11 protein-coding genes are annotated in these 16,683 nt (G+C 56.1%); all 11 read right to left on the reverse strand.

Annotated elements, in window-relative coordinates; genetic code table 11:
* Nucleotides 1–5 precede the first annotated feature (5 nt).
* Nucleotides 6–1,010, reverse strand: a complete 1,005-nt coding sequence (locus ACFPOF_RS32395) for a metallophosphoesterase family protein (protein WP_378140132.1) — start codon at nucleotides 1,008–1,010, stop codon at nucleotides 6–8.
* A 511-nt stretch (nucleotides 1,011–1,521) separates the two neighbouring features.
* The gene (locus ACFPOF_RS32400) at nucleotides 1,522–2,169 is read right to left on the reverse strand and encodes a GntR family transcriptional regulator (protein WP_378140134.1); all 648 of its coding nucleotides are present in this window, start codon (nucleotides 2,167–2,169) and stop codon (nucleotides 1,522–1,524) included.
* Between the two features lie 78 nt (nucleotides 2,170–2,247).
* The gene (locus ACFPOF_RS32405; protein WP_378140136.1) at nucleotides 2,248–3,468 is read right to left on the reverse strand and encodes an MFS transporter; all 1,221 of its coding nucleotides are present in this window, start codon (nucleotides 3,466–3,468) and stop codon (nucleotides 2,248–2,250) included.
* A gap of 161 nt (nucleotides 3,469–3,629) precedes the next feature.
* A complete protein-coding gene (gcvPB, locus tag ACFPOF_RS32410; protein ID WP_378140473.1) occupies nucleotides 3,630–5,189 on the reverse strand; it encodes an aminomethyl-transferring glycine dehydrogenase subunit GcvPB in 1,560 nt (519 codons plus the stop codon).
* A 34-nt stretch (nucleotides 5,190–5,223) separates the two neighbouring features.
* The gene (gene gcvPA, locus ACFPOF_RS32415) at nucleotides 5,224–6,624 is read right to left on the reverse strand and encodes an aminomethyl-transferring glycine dehydrogenase subunit GcvPA (protein ID WP_378140138.1); all 1,401 of its coding nucleotides are present in this window, start codon (nucleotides 6,622–6,624) and stop codon (nucleotides 5,224–5,226) included.
* A gap of 276 nt (nucleotides 6,625–6,900) precedes the next feature.
* Nucleotides 6,901–7,683, reverse strand: coding sequence for an SDR family NAD(P)-dependent oxidoreductase (locus ACFPOF_RS32420; protein ID WP_378140140.1), 783 nt, complete (start codon nucleotides 7,681–7,683; stop codon nucleotides 6,901–6,903).
* Entirely contained in the window at nucleotides 7,676–10,873 is a 3,198-nt protein-coding gene (gene ebgA / locus ACFPOF_RS32425) for a beta-galactosidase subunit alpha (RefSeq protein WP_378140142.1), read from the reverse strand. The genes ACFPOF_RS32420 and ebgA overlap by 8 nt, the downstream gene beginning before the upstream one ends.
* 82 nt (nucleotides 10,874–10,955) lie before the next feature.
* The gene (locus tag ACFPOF_RS32430) at nucleotides 10,956–11,768 is read right to left on the reverse strand and encodes a carbohydrate ABC transporter permease (RefSeq protein WP_378140144.1); all 813 of its coding nucleotides are present in this window, start codon (nucleotides 11,766–11,768) and stop codon (nucleotides 10,956–10,958) included.
* Complete coding sequence (locus tag ACFPOF_RS32435; protein ID WP_378140146.1) at nucleotides 11,765–12,742, reverse strand: carbohydrate ABC transporter permease; 978 nt, start codon at nucleotides 12,740–12,742, stop codon at nucleotides 11,765–11,767. Before ACFPOF_RS32435 ends, ACFPOF_RS32430 begins: the two co-directional genes overlap by 4 nt.
* 97 nt (nucleotides 12,743–12,839) lie before the next feature.
* On the reverse strand, nucleotides 12,840–14,129 hold the full coding sequence (locus ACFPOF_RS32440; protein WP_378140148.1) for an ABC transporter substrate-binding protein: 1,290 nt from the start codon (nucleotides 14,127–14,129) through the stop codon (nucleotides 12,840–12,842).
* Nucleotides 14,130–14,391: 262 nt separating this feature from the next.
* Complete coding sequence (locus ACFPOF_RS32445) at nucleotides 14,392–16,683, reverse strand: beta-glucosidase family protein (RefSeq protein ID WP_378140150.1); 2,292 nt, start codon at nucleotides 16,681–16,683, stop codon at nucleotides 14,392–14,394.

Genomic DNA, 16,683 nt, shown 5'->3' on the forward strand with positions numbered 1-16,683 from the left:
GTTCGTCATCCTTCCGCGTGAGTATTGTGATGATGAGCTTGCGGAGCATAATCTGCGATGTCGCCTATACCGTCGAGGTGAACGACCCGGTAGGAAGGAACGCCGGCTCTCATCGTCACCCAGAGGACCAGGTTCTCGTCGCCTTTGCCGTGACCGTGCGCTGCCGCGCCCGTGCGTCCGAGTTGAATGTATTCGCTATTGTCGTTGCGCGTATATTCCATCGCATGGAAGTGACCGGCGAACACTGTGTAAGGACGCCCGGAAAGCAGCTGTTCCAACTTTGCGAATTCGGGGCTTTCGGATTTCCAGCCTGGCTTGTGCATGCTGACGAACGTATGCTTCGCGTCCGCGTTATCTGCGAGCACCTTCTCGAAAAACGCCAGTTGCTCTTCGCCGATGCCGAGCTTCACCTTCGACATGCCTTGCAGCTGCTCCGGCGACAGCCCGCCGACGATCTCGTCGTAGAACGCCTTCAGATGCTCCGCCGAACGTTCCGGCTCGCGTTGCACGTTGGCCGTGGCGCGCTTGATCATATCGATGAAAGGTTCGGACAACTCCTCGAAAGGGTCTTCCGTATTTACCGTCAGGAAAAGCGTGTCGCCAACGCGGAAAGCGTAATACTCCATCCCTTTGCGCTCGCGCCAGACATCGGCCATCGCTTGCGTGCCGTAGTCGTGGTTGCCGACCGTCTGGAAGAAGGGCAAACCGGTCGCGGCGATCTTGGCGTCGATATATTCCCACTCTTCGCGGGCGTCCTTCGCATCTTTCCAATACCCTTCGACCAAGTCCCCTACGAACAGGACGAAGTCCGGCTTCATGTCGGCCAGTAGCTCCAGCCCTTTCTCGAACACGCCGGCAGTCGCCATGCCGCAGCGATCTCCCATGACCGCGAACGTGAAGTCATCTTCAAGTTGCTCCGGAAGCTTGCCGAACCACGGGCGCCGGTCCGTGTTGAAGCGGCCTTCGTCTATGAATATTTCGTTGCGATTGCGGGTTGCTTGCAAAGTCATCTTCTATTCTCTCCTTTCGGATTTACAACTGTTTTGGCCGGTTCAGCTGGTTCAACCGGGTCAGCCGGTTCAGCCGGTTCTCGTGCGTAACAAGATCAGTATGCAGGTTGTATGTAAGTTGGATATTAACGAGGCTAGCTTCTTTTGTTAAAAAGTCGGGGAACCGTCAACGGGGTGCAAAAACGGCTGGGGGGCAGCGATTACGTGAGTATAGTGGTATGGGAGAACATTATTTCGGCGGGATTCGGGCATCCGAGGCTGTTAGTGGTCTGGGAGTACATTATTTCGGCGGATCGCGGGCATCCGAGGCTGTTAGTGGTCTGGTGGAACATTATTTCGGCGAGACGCGGACATACTAGGCCGTTAGTTGTCTAGGAGAACATAATTTCGGCGGGACGCGGGAATCCGATTCTGTTAGTGGTCCGGGGTATCATTATTTATGCGGGATGCGGGTATCCATCGCCCCCATATACAGAAGGAGCCCCCCAGCAGGAGGCTCCTTCTCAGACACTTATATGATGCCGTTCATGACCAGTTGCTCGTACGTGTTCGTGTAGTTTTCCAGCACCGCGGCTTTCGCTTCTTCCAGGTCGCCCCGCTCGAGCGCTTCATAGGCCCGGATGTTCGACTCGAGAGATTTGTGCGGCCTGTGATGAGGATATTGCTTGCGGTAAGAGATCATTTTGAACAGGAATTTCCCGCGCGTCTGTTCGAAAAATCCGATCATATGCCGGTTATGGATCGTTCTGATCATCGTCTCGATAAAATGCAGAAAGCTCTCGTAATACGCCGGGATGTCGTTCGACTCTTTCGCTGCGATCTGCCTGTCCAGATGCGTGCGAAGCGCGGGCAAATCGAGTTCCAACTGTCGCCTTTCCGCCTTGCTGAGCACATAGAGCTGCATGGAGACGAGCGCCTCAAGCATCTCCGCATATTCGCGGAACGTAATATCCTTCACGAGAACGCCGCGTCCGCGAAGCGACTCGACGAATCCTTCCGTCACGAGCAGATTGATGGCGGCCCGAATCGGCGTCCGGCTCATCTGCAATTGCTCGGCCAAGTCGTTCTCCGACAGCAAAGTGCCTGGCAAATATTCCGCCGAAACGATTCTGCGGCGTAGCTCCTGGTAAGCCCTCGTTTCCAGCGATGGTGCTGTCATGTTCACACGGATCCTTTGCAATGTTTGACTCTAATGTTAACAAATCGACTACTCGTTGAAAAGAACGAAGGAGACATTTTACGCCCCGTTAACAATCGGACGCACCCAGCGAACATAATAGCCCCACGCGAGCAGTAATGCGACCGCCGTCAGCAGAAACGGCAGCCGGTAATCGCGTCCCGCCAATATCCAACCGGCGGCGAACGTCGCGCCGGACGAGCCGATGCTGCGAAGAATCGACCGCATGCCCGCGAACAAGTCCCGCTCCCGGTCCGAGAACGCGGACATGAGCCGGCTATCGACCATGTTCGAAAGCATCGTCGAACCGCCGCCGCGCATTAGAAACAGCGGAATGAACAGCCATGCAGGCACCTGGCAGTACAAAATCGAGAACAGAATGACGTTCACCCCGAACACGGACATAATCGCAGCATGCGAGCCGAACCGCTCGACAATGTAAGGCGTAAGCAAAGAACTGACGAACAGGACGAACCCGTTGGCCGCCAATAGTAGCGAGACGCGATCGTCCGTCCAGTCCATTCGGAATTTGACGAGAACGTTCAGCAGCGAGCCCGATAACGCAAACGCTCCGCCGAGCAACGCCACGAACAAAGACAGCACCCATGCGGATCGGCCCGGCTTCATATCTTTCCAGCGAGGAACGCCTTGCCATGTCCGGCCGGCATCCGAGGAAGCGGGAGAGCGGCGCTCGGCGGGCAGCCACGTTCCCCGCGCAATGCACAGAACGATCAGGAGTCCCGCCGCGATTAACAACGGTATCCGGTAGTTTGCCCCCTCTCCCCCGCCGATGCCGGACATCCGTCCCGCCGCGAGCGTGCCCGCACCGGCGAAAGCGGTAAATACGGCGAACATGAGCGAGTATGCCCTCGTCTCCTCTTTGCGCGACGCGCAGTAATGGAACAGCAGCTGCACTTCCGTCGTCTCCACAAGCGTAAGGCCAATCGAGACGAAAGCTTGCGCCAAGTAGAAGGAAGCGAGACTCCCCCCGAATGCATAAAGCGCGCACCCCGTCGCAATCATGCCAATCCCCGCCGTTAGCAGCCGTTTGCGGCCGAACCGTCTGGCCGACATCGCGATCGGAATGGCGGATGCGCCCATTACCAGAATTCCGACGGAAGCAAGCGTCCCGATCTCGTCCTCCCGCAATCCCGAGGCAAGCAGATGCAAGTTCAGGACAAGCGTGTACATCCCGATACCGATACCGTACAGCGCCTCGGTCATCAGAAATCGGCGTACACCGATAGGCAACCGCAGCAGGTCAAGCAAATAAGCAACCATCCGTACCTCCTATTTCAAGCAAAAACGCTTTCGGCGTCCTCTGAGGGCCGAAACAGCTTTGCGTAGACGATACAAGAAATGATACGCGTGAAACTTATGATCTCTGTATTGTCAAACAGGAAAAGCCCCTCGCGGGGCTTCCCGATATGCAAGACGAACCGTCAGTCCGCCTTTGCTTTTTTCAAATACGCGCGCCACGTGATGCACCATAGCTTCGGATCGTCCAGCGATGACTCGTCGTTCCGGTGAACGGTACTGTTGTGCGGCGCCGTTTTCACAATATTCGGATTCGTGTACGCTTCTTCGGAAATGTGCTCCAACGCGTGAATGTATTCATCCAAATCTTCTTTCGAATACGATTCTGTCGGTTCCAGCGTGAACGGCTGAGGCACGATGTACGGATGGTGCGACGTCCAGTAGTGCAGACCGAAATCGCACATCCGGCGCGTAATATCTTCCGTCGTCACGCCCGTCTCATCCGTAAGCTGCTTCCAGCTGTAGCGCACTTGCTCAAGTCGGCGGCCTTTAATGTACGGCGCGCTCGCCCCGCGGATTTGCAAAATTTTGTGATACAAATAGTTGTTGTTCAACACGGCGATGCGAGCGACGTCTTTCAGCCCGTCCGCACCCAGCGCCATAATCCAGGCATACGCACGCAGTACCGTCTGGGCGACGCCGTGGAAGCTGCGGACTTTGCCGATGCTCTCTTCCGGCTGCTCGCTCAGCGTATAGCGGTTGCCATCATACTCGACAAGCGGCCCCGGCAGAAAACGTCTGAACTGTTCCGTCACGCCGAGCGCGCCCGTCGCTGGACCGCCGCACATGTGAGGAGCCGCGAACGTTTTGTGCAAGTTAAAGAAACACATGTCGAAGCCCGCTTCTTTCGCCCGCGTGATGCCGAGCAGACCGTTGGCGTTCGCCTGATCGTAAAAGCATACGCCGCCCGCCGCATGAACGACGTCGGTGAACTCCTTGATCCGGTGATTGTAGATGCCCGTATCTTCCGGATTGGCAACGACGAAACCTGCGGTGCGCGGGGATATCGCCTGCTTCAGCTTCTCCAGATCCGGGAAACCATCCTCGTCCGGGTGCAGCGTGATGATCTTGTAACCTTTGACCGCAGCGGTCGCCGCTTGGGACGGGTGGGAGAAAATCGTCGTGATGATCTCGTCCCGCTGTTCCCCTTCTCCACGCGAATCGTGGTACGCGCGCACGATCGACGCCATCGCGAGAAGCGCTTGCGTGCCGCTGCTCGGCTGGAATGAGAACGCGTCCATCCCGGATATTTCCCGCATGGCGAGGTCGAGCTTATGGAAAACCTCCAGCATGCCCTGAACGGTGTCCACGTCTTGCAGCGGATGCAGCTCCATCATGTTCGGCGTGCGGATCAGCATCTCGTTAATACGCGGAATGTATTTCATCGTGCAAGTACCTTGCCCGATCTCAACGTTGAAGTCGGAGCCCAGCGTCTCCTGCGACAGCCGCAAGTAATGGCGCAGCACTTTCGCTTGCCCGATCTCCGGCAGCTTCGGCGCTTCGCTTCTGCGCATGGCGGATGGCACCCAGCCGCTTGCCGCTCCGACTTCCGCCGCGATGCCAGCGTCTGTCCCCGGAGGAACGACGCCGCGTTCGCCCGGACGATGGAGTTCGAAGATGACCGGTTCATCCCACTTCGCCTGATGGAAATTCCGCACCTTAGAGTCTCTGCGGATTTTTTTCATGACGGATGGTCCGTCTTGGCGCTTATGCGTATCGTTATGCACGGACGATCACCTCCAGAGCTGCCGCCAGCCGATCGAGATCAGCCTGCGAATGAATTTCGGTCACGCAATAGAGAGCGCATTGGCCCCATTCGGGATAACCTTCGGACAAGTCTTTGCCTCCGAAAATGCCGGCATCCAACAGACGTCTGTTGATGTTAGCGACTGTCAAGCCAGTAGCATTGAAATCGACAACAAACTCCTTAAAAAAAGCCGTCTCGCCGAAACGAAGGGAAACGCCGGGAATCGCGGCAAGTTTCTTCGCGGCGTAGCGGGACTTCTGCATGATCGTCTCGCCGAGTTCGCTCATGCCATGCGGTCCAAGCAACGACAAGTACACACCTGCCGTGATGCCCCAAAGCGCGGTTTGCGTGCCGACGGACTCTTTGCCTTTCTCGCGCAGGGCGAAAGACGTACGTTCGTAAGCGACATCGCCGAAACCGTACTCTCCTTCGACTTCGGTCGGCACGATGCCGAACAAGCGAGAGGGGTACTCCATGACGAACGTCTCGTCATCGTGGGTAGCGATAAAGCCGGACTGGCCGCCACCGTAGTTCATATGCATACCGAGCGGCTGCAAATCCCCGCAAACGATGTCGGCGCCATAACGGCTTGGCGGTTCGAGCGCGCCGAGAGAGATCGGATCGACGCCGACGACGGAGATTGCGCCTGCGCCATGGGCAAGCGCGGAGATGTCGCTGCCTTGATGCTCGATCATGCCGAGGTAACCCGGATTCTCGAAGTACACGGCGGCTACATCGCCCGCGGCAATCTTGTCGCGCAGATCGTCGAGGTTCATAAGTCCTGTCGCGGTGTCGATGTCGACGAAGCGCAGCTCCATAACCGGCGTGCAATAGTTGCGGATGATTTTGACTTTGTCGGGATCGACGGACTTCGGCAGCAGCGCAGCGGGCTTGCCGGTAATACGTCCCGCCATCCGGATCGCCGTCGAAGCGGCTTGCGCCCAGTCGAACGTCGGGACGTTCACGACGTCCATATCGACCAGTTCCGCGACAAGGCTCTGGTATTCGAACAGCGTCTGGAAACGGCCGTGGTCTTCGTACGGCTCGCCCGCATACGCCGTCACGAATTCCGAACGCTGATTGATCTCATCGCAAATCGCCGGAATGAAATGCTGCCAGCAGCCCGCTCCGAGAAAATTCAAGTTGGCGCTCGCGTGTTTGTTCTTGGCGAGCAAGCCGTCGACGTGACGGCGCAGCTCGTATTCGTTCATCGCCGGCGGAAGGTTCATCGGCCGGTTGAGCTTTAACGTCGCCGGAATCGCGTCATGAAGCTGTTCGATGGACTCGAGGCCGATCTCCCGCAGCATGGCCGCTTGCACTTCCGGCACCGTGTTCGGGATATAGGGATGGGCAAAAGCTTTGTTCTCTGACAAGGCCAACGCCTCCGATCTTAAAATGGGATGATGAATATGCGGTAGATATAGCGTTATCGCATCGCTTTATTTCTTGGAATTCAGTAGTAGCGACGGGGAATAGAGCGATGGCATCACGTTATTTCTTCCGAACGAACCCATTTGATGCATTACATAAGGAAGTTAGGTGATGCCATCATCTTATTGCCCCCCGCCAGCGCAAATGATTCGGCAATAAAGCTATCTCATAACGTTATTAATTCGGGGGAAGCACACGGTCCAGAGACTTATGCCGCTTTACGCGATGCCGCCGCCGTCGACGACGAGCACGCTTCCGGTCACCCAGGAAGACAGGTCGCTGGCGAGGAACAGCACTGCGTTCGCGATGTCGCGCGGCGTGCCCAGGCGCTCCAGCGGGCGGCCTTTGGCCGAATCGACGAGAAACTTCGCTTCGTCCTGTTGCAATTGCTTCGCTTCGTCGCGCAGCAAAGGTGTGTCCGTATCGCCCGGCGATACACAATTCACGCGGATGTTCTCGACGCCGTGGTCGATCGCCATCGCTTTCGTCAAGTTCACGACGCCGGCTTTCGCCGCGCAGTAAGCTGCGGCGCGATCTCCGCCCTTCAGGCCCCAGCCGGAGCCGGAATTGATGATGCTGCCACCGCCGCCCCGAGCCATAATCGGAATCACATATTTAGAAAGCATATATACGCCTTTCAGGGAGACGTCGATGACGAGATCCCAATCCCGCTCCTCCAGCTCGACGACCGTCTTCCGGCGGATAATGCCCGCATTGTTGAACAAAATGTCGATTCGCCCGTTAGCCGCGTCGATCTCGGACGCTACACGCTCGCAATCCGCCGACGAAGAGACGTCGCAGCGGTAGAAGCTGGCCAGTCCGCCTTTCTCGCGAATGCCCGCGACTGCCTGCTCCCCTTGCGCCTCGTTAATGTCGAGCAGAATCGCATGCGCTCCGAATGAAGCGAGCAGTTCCGCCGTCGCCAGTCCGATACCGGAAGCTCCTCCGCTCACGACGGCGACCTTATGTTCCAAATTCAAGACATCAAGCGTATTAAGCATCGTCGTTTCCTCCTTGTTCGTTCGTCGCGCCGGGCATACTTGCCGACTCCCCGCCGCTTGCCGCCGCAGTGTTATCAATCACCCATGCTGCCGCTTCCGCGGCCATCTTGCGGCTCAGCCGCTCGGGAGCGATGTCGCCTGACGAATAGGCCCTAAACATTATCCGGAAGCGGAACTCTTCCGCCTTAACCGCATATGGCGGCAATTGCGCCGGCCCGCAGCTATTGCTGCCGAGCCCGTTCTGGCGGTAGTCCAAGTTTAATGTGACGAATTCGCGCGGCACGAGATCGCTCTCGTGTTTCGCCTGCTCCAGATCGCGGTCGGTGTAACGTCTCGCGCTGAACTCGAGCGTCGGCGATCCCGTCGCCAGCAATCCAAGCCCGGAGCCGTCCGTGATCGATGCCCAGCGGACGTCCGTGCGATTGCCGTATTCTTGCGGATAAACGTACGGCGTGTACATGTCGTCGACATCGCTGTCGTAAACGCCGATCCTACCCGCTTGCTTGCTGTCGGAATAATTCTCGCCGGGGCCGCGGCCGTACCAGCGAACGATGTCGGTATCTCCCGGAATCTCAAGCTGCAGCCCGATCTTCGGCAGCATGGCTGGAGGCGTACCTTCGGGAACGCCGTGCACGTCGATGATGATCAGCCCGGAGCCCGTCACCGTATAAGAAGTCTCGCAGCGGAAACCCCAATCGAGTACCGTAGGCGCGACACGCGACTTCCACGTCAATCGAACTGCGCCGTCGTCCAGCCGCTCGCAACGGTAGCCGTCGATTCTTTCCGTCAGCTTGTCGAGGTACGCTTTACGCCAATCTTCCACGACGTACATATCGTTGTCGATCGGTGCCCGCCAGAAGTTCAGACGCGGACCGGACTTCACAAGCTCTTTGCCGTTTACGCGCAGCGAGGAGATCGTCGCCCGCGAAGTATCGAACGCGACGCGGAAACCGTCGCCGGACAATACCGCGTGCCGTCCTTCTTCCGTGCAAGCTAGCGGCTCGCGCTTCGCAACGTCGACGCCCGCACCAACCGCACCAACTTCGCTTTCAGTTTCCACTGCGAATTGGGCCCACGCGATCTCATGACCGCGCTTCGCCCAAGCGGTGTCCGCCGCAAGCGAGAAGCCGACGTTCAGCCAACGCTCCGCGCCTTGCGGCGCGCTCTTGAACGCGTCTTCGAACGGGATGTCCATCTCCGCGCTTTGGCCAGCTCCGATTCGTGGCAGTTTCAGTACGCCGCTGCCTAGCGTCTTACCATCCGCCTCTACGCTCCATTCCGCATGCAAGTGATCCAGCGTAACGAAGTCATAACGGTTGATGATGCGCACACGGCCCCCACCAAGCCATTCGACCCGAACCGGCTCGATAATTTTCTTGTACTCGATGAGTCCCGGAGACGGCGTCCTGTCGGGACGGACAAGCCCGTCGATGACGAAGTTGCCATTGTTCGGCTCGTCCCCGTAATCTCCGCCGTATGCGTAATCGCTGCGGCCGTTCGGTTTTTTCACCCGGATGCCGTGATCGATCCACTCCCAGACGAAGCCGCCTTGAAGTCGGCGATAAGCATCGAACGTATCGAAATATTCTTTCAGCCCGCCGGGACCGTTGCCCATGGCGTGGGCGAATTCGCAAAGGATATGCGGCTTCGGATGGTCTTCCAGCTTGCCGAAGCCCTCCATCTTCTCGACGGAGGAATACATCGTGCTGACGATGTCGCACACTTCCGCTTCCCGATCTTCCTCATAATGGACGAGACGCGTCGGATCGGCTTCCTTGCACCACTTCGACATCGCCCGGAAGTTGCAGCCGAAGCCAGACTCGTTACCGAGCGACCAGAAAATGACGGAAGGATGGTTTTTGTCGCGCTCGACCATTCGCCGTACCCGATCGACGTACGCTTCTTCCCAAGCCGGGTCGTCGCTCAGCTTCGACAGGTTGCCGACGAGCTGGAAGCCATGCGTCTCCAGGTCAGTCTCTTCCATGACATACAAACCGAGTTCGTCGCACAGATCGTAAAACCGCGGATCGTTCGGATAATGCGCCGTTCGAACCGCATTGATGTTGTGCCGTTTCATCATGAGGATGTCCTCGCGCATCGTCGCCAGAGACACCGTACGTCCCGTATCCGGGTGGTGGTCGTGACGGTTGACGCCCTTCAGCAGGATCGCTTTGCCGTTGACGAGGAATTGACCGCCCCTTACTTCAACTTGGCGGAAACCGACGCGCTGAGCAATCGCTTCCGTCAGTTGGCCGTCCGAACCGATCACACTCATCATTAAATCGTACAAATAAGGGCTTTCGGCGGTCCATAGCTCCGGCGAAGCAACCGGTACAGCGAACTCAACGAACGGACGCCCGGCTTCGACACTCATACTCGTTTCTGCCACCAGCGCCCCTGACGCATCTGTCAATCGCAACGCCACATTACCCGCAACTTCTGTTCCAGCCAATTCCGCCTGCACGCGCAGCAGCGCATCCCGATAATCCGCATCAAGCTCGGTTATGACGCGATAATCCGCAATACGGATGGCCGATGGCTCCGAGATCAAGTAGACATCGCGGAAAATACCGCTCATCCACCACATGTCCTGGTCTTCCAAATAACTGCCGTCCGACCATTGGTACACCCGCACCGCCAGACGATTAACGCCCTTAACGATGTACGGCGTTAAATCGAACTCGGACGTCAAACGGCTGCCTTGGCTATAACCGACGAACGAACCGTTCACCCAGACGTGGAACGCGCTGTCCACCCCGTCGAACTTGATCGACACGACGCGTCCGTCCCAATCTGTCGGCACTTCAAACTCGCGAACGTAACTGCCGGTCGGATTATCGTTCGGCACGCGAGGCGGATCGACGGGAAACGGGTAATACAAGTCCGTGTAATGCGGACTGCCGTAACCTTGCAATTGCCAGTGGCCCGGCACCCGGATCTCGTCCCAGCCCGAGATGTCGTAGCCTTCTTCGTAGAACGTTTCCGGCGCCCATTCCGGTCCTTCGGCGAAGTGGAATTTCCATAAACCGTTCAAAGACTTAAACAAAGGGGAACTTCCCCGGTCATAGTTCAACGCTTCCGAACGATCGGAATGAGGAATGAAGTAAGCCCGGCTCCTCGCCCTGCCCCGCTCCAGTACCTGCAGATTATCCCAGTCTCTCTCGACTTTGTGCTCTCGTATGTCTCGCATGGTTTTGCCGCTCCTCTCGATGCTCTCTCTATAAGTCCATATAATCCAATCAGTCCGACCCCGAACATCCGGAGGCGCATTTTTATCCTTTAATGCCCGTACCCGCAAGTCCGCCGACGATGAAGCGCTGCGCGAAGAAGAATACCGCAAGCGGCGGAATCGAGATCAGACATGTGATCGCCATGATCGATTGCATATCAACGCCGTACATACCCTTGAACTGCGACAATCCGAGCGTCAGCGTATATTTCGATTGGTCGTTCAGGAAAATCAATGGTCCCAAGTAATCGTTCCAGCAGCTTAACATTTGGAACACAGCAACCAGAATAAGAGAAGGACCCATAAGTGGAACGATTATTCTCACAAAAATGCCCAGTTTGCTCGCCCCGTCGATCGTCGCAGCTTCGTCCATCTCGCGCGGGATCGTCATAATGAATTGCCGCAGCAAGAAAATGAAGTAAGCGGAACCGAAAAACGAAGGCACAATAAGCGGCTTTAAAGTATTGATCCAGCCTAAATAATTGAACTCCATGTACTGCGGAATCATGGTAACTTCCCAAGGAATCATCATCGTCGCCAGAACGACGAGAAACAAGAAATCGCGGCCTTTGAACACAAATCTGGCGAAGCCGTAGGCGACGAGCGCGCACGACAGCACTTGGCCGAACGTCGCCAGAGCGGTCACGATAACCGTATTTTTCAGAAAAAGGTTAAACGGCTGTACCGACCACGCTTCCGCGAAATTGCCGAACTTCCAGACGGAAGGAAACCATTTCGGCGGGAACAAGTATAACTCCGTCTGCGACTTCAGAGCGGTCGTCAGCGCCCAGAACAGAGGAGCGATGAACAAGAGGGAGCAGAAGATAAGCAGCCCGTACACGATCGCTTTTCTCATGACGGCTTCCTCCTCTTCCCCGGTTTCGCAGTGCGTTTCATTTCACCCTCGTAATACACCCAAGCCGCGGAAGACCTGAATACGAGGAACGTCAAGCTAAGCACAATCAGGAACATAAACCACGCGTTGGCTGCGGAATATCCCATTTTGAAATACTTGAATGCATTCTCGTACATGTACATCGCGTAGAAATACGTCGATTTGAGCGGACCGCCTCCGGTCAGCACGAGCGCCAGCGTCAACTGCTGGAACGCCGCGATGATCGAGGTGATCAAGTTAAACAAAATCGTCGGGCTGAGCATCGGGACCGTAATGCTGAAGAACTGTCTCATCCTGCCTGCGCCGTCGATAGAAGCCGATTCGTACAGGTCCTTCGGAATGCCTTTTAGCCCCGCCAGAAAAATAAGCATCATCGAGCCTTGGCCCCACAAGCTGGCCAGTACCATCGCGCCGAGAGACCAATGCGTATCGTTCAGCCAATCCGGACCTTGCACGCCGACGAGAGACAGAAAATAGTTCAGAATGCCGTATTCGCCGCTGTACACCCATGCCCAGATCATCGCCAGCGCAACGCCGGAAATGACCGATGGCAAGTAGAACGCCGTCCGGAAAAAGGCGTTGCCGCGCGTATTCTGATTAAGCAGAATGGCGAGTCCGAGTGCGACAATGATATTTAACGGCACGAACAATGCAGCGAACTTCAACGTTACGCCGAACGATTTCCAGAACAGCGGATCGTCCGTGAACATATCGATGTAGTTGCCCAGCCCGATAAACTTCACCTGGCCGACGATCGGCCAATCGAATAAGGAGATAACTAGCGAAAATAGCAGCGGACCTAACGTGAATACGAGAAAACCGAATATCCACGGGAAAATGAAGAGGTAGGGCGTCACCCTACCCCATTTCCGTTTCTTTGTCGGCTTGAGGCTGGCCGCGTATTCCCCCGCTTGTTGAGGGTAAGTTTGAGCCATCTCCATACCTTCTTTCCGAGAGGTTGTTCAAAATGCCCGCTTTTGATCGCGAAGCCTATCAGAAAACGAGCATTTTGAACTTCCATATTATTTAGATCTACTTCAAATACCGCTCGCTGTCTTTAACCGCCTGGTTCAACGCATCCTGTGCATCGCTTCCGTGCACGACAGCTTCGACGGCTGCCGACAATTGCCGGTTGATTTCGTTCCACTTGGCGTTGAGCAAGAACGCAGGCGTGTTGTCGGAGCGCTCGAGCATCGTGTAGAACGGCTTATACAGCGGATCTTGGTCTTTCTTCAACTCGTTGACGACGCTGACCCGGATCGGCAGATCGGCGGTGCGCATTTTGATCGCTTCGTCGGATACGTAATACTTCACGAATTCCCATGCCAGCTCTTTCTGCTTCGAATCTTTGGCGATGGACAGCGCGGATTCGGCGATCACGCCTTTCAACGGTTTGCCCGGGAACGCCGGCATTTCCACCGTGCCGACATCGATACCCGCCGACTTGAAGCCTTCGAGCGGCCAAATACCGCTTTCCCACATCGCGAGTTTGCCGGCTTTGAAAATATCTTCGCCGCCTTGCTGGCCTTTGCCGCCGACCATAACCGCAGAGCCATCCTTCACCATGTCGCCGAACGTCTGAATGACTTCAGCCGTTTCTTTGCTATTCATAAAGCCGTCGATCGTCTTGCCGTCGTCGGAAATGAACGAGCTTCCGTTGCTCCATACGAAGCCTTGCAGATCGTACGTGTCATTCGAAGCACGTACGCCGAAGCCGTATTGCTTGGCGGATTTGTTCGTCAGCTTCTTCGCCGCTTCCCGGAAATCGCTCCAAGTCCAGCCGTCTTGCGGATAAGGCACCTTCGCCGCATCGAACAATTTCTTGTTGTAGTACATTACCCGTGTCGTGAATCCGACCGGGATGCCGTACAGCTTGCCGTCGATTTTGTCGTAGTTGAACAGTCCCGGATAAATATCTTCCATCTTCAGACTGGCGTCGCCTTGCGTATAGCTGTCTAGCGGTTCCAGCGACTGGTGGTACGTCGGGAAATCCCACATGTACATCACGTCCGGAGGATTCGTCGCGCCGAACCCTGCCGCGAGCTTCTGGTCGAAGCCGTCCGCGTACGCTTCCACCTGAACTTTCGTCCCTGGATGCGAAGCTTCGAATTTCTTGGCGATATCCTGCTGAATTTTCAGCGCGTCGCCTGTATCCCACGTTGCAAAACGAATCGTTTTCGTACCTGTCGATTCGCCGCCGGACTTGCTTGGCGATGCAGATGCTCCGGCGTTATCATTACCGCTATTATTGCCTCCGCATGCCGTCAACACGGTTGCGACCAACGCTGTGGCCAGAACGGCTTTCGAGCTTTTGTTTATCATTCGAGCAGCCTCCCCTAATTCGTTCGAGAAATAATTTGAACCGCTTACATCGTTATTGTAACAACGATGTAAGCGGTTCAAAACCGACAACTATTCGAGTGTTCGCGTTCTTTTGTTCGATTCCTGCTTCAAGGTGTCATTCTGTTCGGGACACGCCGTCTTTTTGTTCCGTACGGCAGCGATTCAGCACCTCACAGGCGCATAAAAGGTGTAATTCCCATTATTTTTCTCTCCTGAATTCCTGCCTATACATTCCACCGCATTAACCGCAGACGCGTTCGTACTCTTGAATCATCCCTCGTACATACTGCTCGGGAGATTGATCAACCAACCAATCTTGCCCGAACATCTGGAACAGCTTAATGAGAGGAGCATCTCCGAAGAAACCAATCACGCCCGGCTCTTCAATCGACACCTGATCTTTGCTGTTACGGTTCATCTCCGCCAAAGACTTCATGAGAATCGGAGACGCTTGCGGATTGTCCAGCCATTCTTTCAGCAAGCTATATTCGTGATAGCGGAAGCCGGTAGCCGGGAACTCGAGTAATATGCGATGCGACAGCCTTACATCCGCAGACGAACTGCCGATGATGATTTCAAAATCCCCCGAGTCCGCCGTCCATTGCTTCCGATCCGGATCATAATAGGAGAAGTCCCTTGGCTCCAACAAAAATACAATTTCCGTTTCCTCGCCCGGATGTAGCTCGATCTTACGGAACGCCTTGAGCTCTTTCACCGGGCGAATCCAGCGGCACTGCTCGTCGTGAACGTACAGTTGAACGACTTCTTGTCCCGTCATGGCCCCGCTGTTGCGTACGCTGCACTTGACCGTAACCCCTTCCGCCCCGCCGGACATGGACAAGCCCGAATATTCGAAAGTCGTGTACGACAAGCCATGCCCGAACGGAAACTGCGGTGCAAGTTCCTTCTTATCGTAGTAGCGATAGCCGGTAAATAAGCCTTCCGAATAGACGGCTTTGCCGCCTTCGCCGCCAAAAGACAGAAACGACGGATTGTCCGACAGCTTAACGGGAAACGTCTCGGACAGCTTGCCTGAAGGATTCCGCAAGCCGAACAAAATGTCGGCGATCGCGCTGCCGCCCGCTTGTCCGGCCAGCCACATATCGACGATCGCCGGAACGCCGTCGATCCAGGACGACATCGCGATTGCGGAGCCATTGCTCAGCACGACGATACATTTCGGCTGCACCGCAGCGACCGCTTGAATCAGCTTCACCTGCTGCGGCGGCAGATCGATATCTTTCAAATCGAACCCTTCCGATTCCGCGCCTTCCGGCTTGCCGACGAATAGCACAGCAGCATCCGCTTGCGCGGCAAGCGCAACACTTTCCGCGATCAGCGCATCGTCCTGTGCTTCGTCCTCTACCTCGTCGGACCGATAACCTGCCGAGAATGACACAGCTGTGTCATTCCCCGCCACGCGTACGATTTCCTCGTACGGGATATCAAGCTTGGTCGGGTTCACGCGCGCACTGCCTCCGCCTTGATAGCGGGGAGCCTTAGCAAGCCCGCCGATCACGGCGAGGCTCGCCAGTGATTCCGCCCGCAGCGGCAACGTGCCGCTCTCGTTCTTGAGCAGCACGATGCTCTCGACCGCCGCCCGGTAAGCGAGCGCATGGTGGGCTTCCCAGTCGTAAGCTTTGCCTAGCTTTTTACCCGCCTGTACTTTGTCGTACAGTGCCAGCATTCGCCTGACGCTATCGTCCAGCGTTGCTTCGGCCAGCTCTCCCGACTTAACGGCTTCAATGATCAATGTCCGGTTATGATGAGCCTGCCCCGGCATCTCCAGATCGAGCCCGACTTTCAAGGCGCGAATCCGATCATGCACGGCTGTCCAGTCCGACATGACGACGCCGTCGTATCCCCATTCTTCTCGTAATATTTCGCGTTGCAAATGGTCGTTCTCGCTTGTATATTCGCCGTTAAGTAAGTTATAAGAGCACATGATCGTCCAAGGGTTCGCCTTCTTGACGACGCGTTCGAATGCGTTCAAATAAATTTCGCGCAGCGTTCGTTCGTCGACTTCCGAGCTCATCGCCATCTTCTCGGTTTCCTGATTGTTGCAGGCGAAATGCTTCAAAGAAGCGCCTACGCCCTCGCTTTGCAGCCCGTTCACGAACGCGGCTCCCAATTCGCCCGACAGGCAAGGATCCTCGGAATAGTATTCGAAATTCCGGCCGCCAAGCGGTGAACGTTTCATATTAATGCCCGGTCCAAGCAGCAGATCGATGTCCAGGTGTTTGCCTTCGACGCCCAAAGCCTCGCCGATCTCCCTCAGCAACTCTACGTTCCAAGACGCCCCGAGCGTAGAGCCAGTCGGATAACAAGTTGCAGGAATGTTGTTGCCCGCAAAGATCCCCAGCTCGTTAGTCGTCTGCGTCTTGCGAATGCCGTTCGTGCCGTCGTACATATAAATCGAATCAATGTCCAGTCGCTCCAACGACGCCGTTTTCCACATATCCGCGCCGGCGACAAACGCCGCCTTTTCTTCCAAAGTCATCTGGCTTATTTGATGATCGATAGTTGATGTCAT

The organism is Cohnella soli, from assembly GCF_042655525.1.
Taxonomy (GTDB): Bacteria; Bacillota; Bacilli; order Paenibacillales; family Paenibacillaceae; genus Cohnella; species Cohnella soli.

What these genes read in the sequence shown, in the direction of transcription:
- ACFPOF_RS32445 (WP_378140150.1), bottom strand. Translation starts at nt 16,683, where the DNA reads ATGACATCAACTATCGATCATCAAATAAGCCAGATGACTTTGGAAGAA.
- ACFPOF_RS32405 (WP_378140136.1), bottom strand. Translation starts at nt 3,468, where the DNA reads ATGGTTGCTTATTTGCTTGACCTGCTGCGGTTGCCTATCGGTGTACGC.
- ACFPOF_RS32430 (WP_378140144.1), bottom strand. Translation starts at nt 11,768, where the DNA reads ATGAGAAAAGCGATCGTGTACGGGCTGCTTATCTTCTGCTCCCTCTTG.
- ACFPOF_RS32440 (WP_378140148.1), bottom strand. Translation starts at nt 14,129, where the DNA reads ATGATAAACAAAAGCTCGAAAGCCGTTCTGGCCACAGCGTTGGTCGCA.
- ACFPOF_RS32395 (WP_378140132.1), bottom strand. Translation starts at nt 1,010, where the DNA reads ATGACTTTGCAAGCAACCCGCAATCGCAACGAAATATTCATAGACGAA.
- ebgA (WP_378140142.1), bottom strand. Translation starts at nt 10,873, where the DNA reads ATGCGAGACATACGAGAGCACAAAGTCGAGAGAGACTGGGATAATCTG.
- ACFPOF_RS32420 (WP_378140140.1), bottom strand. Translation starts at nt 7,683, where the DNA reads ATGCTTAATACGCTTGATGTCTTGAATTTGGAACATAAGGTCGCCGTC.
- ACFPOF_RS32400 (WP_378140134.1), bottom strand. Translation starts at nt 2,169, where the DNA reads ATGACAGCACCATCGCTGGAAACGAGGGCTTACCAGGAGCTACGCCGC.
- ACFPOF_RS32435 (WP_378140146.1), bottom strand. Translation starts at nt 12,742, where the DNA reads ATGGCTCAAACTTACCCTCAACAAGCGGGGGAATACGCGGCCAGCCTC.
- gcvPB (WP_378140473.1), bottom strand. Translation starts at nt 5,189, where the DNA reads ATGAAAAAAATCCGCAGAGACTCTAAGGTGCGGAATTTCCATCAGGCG.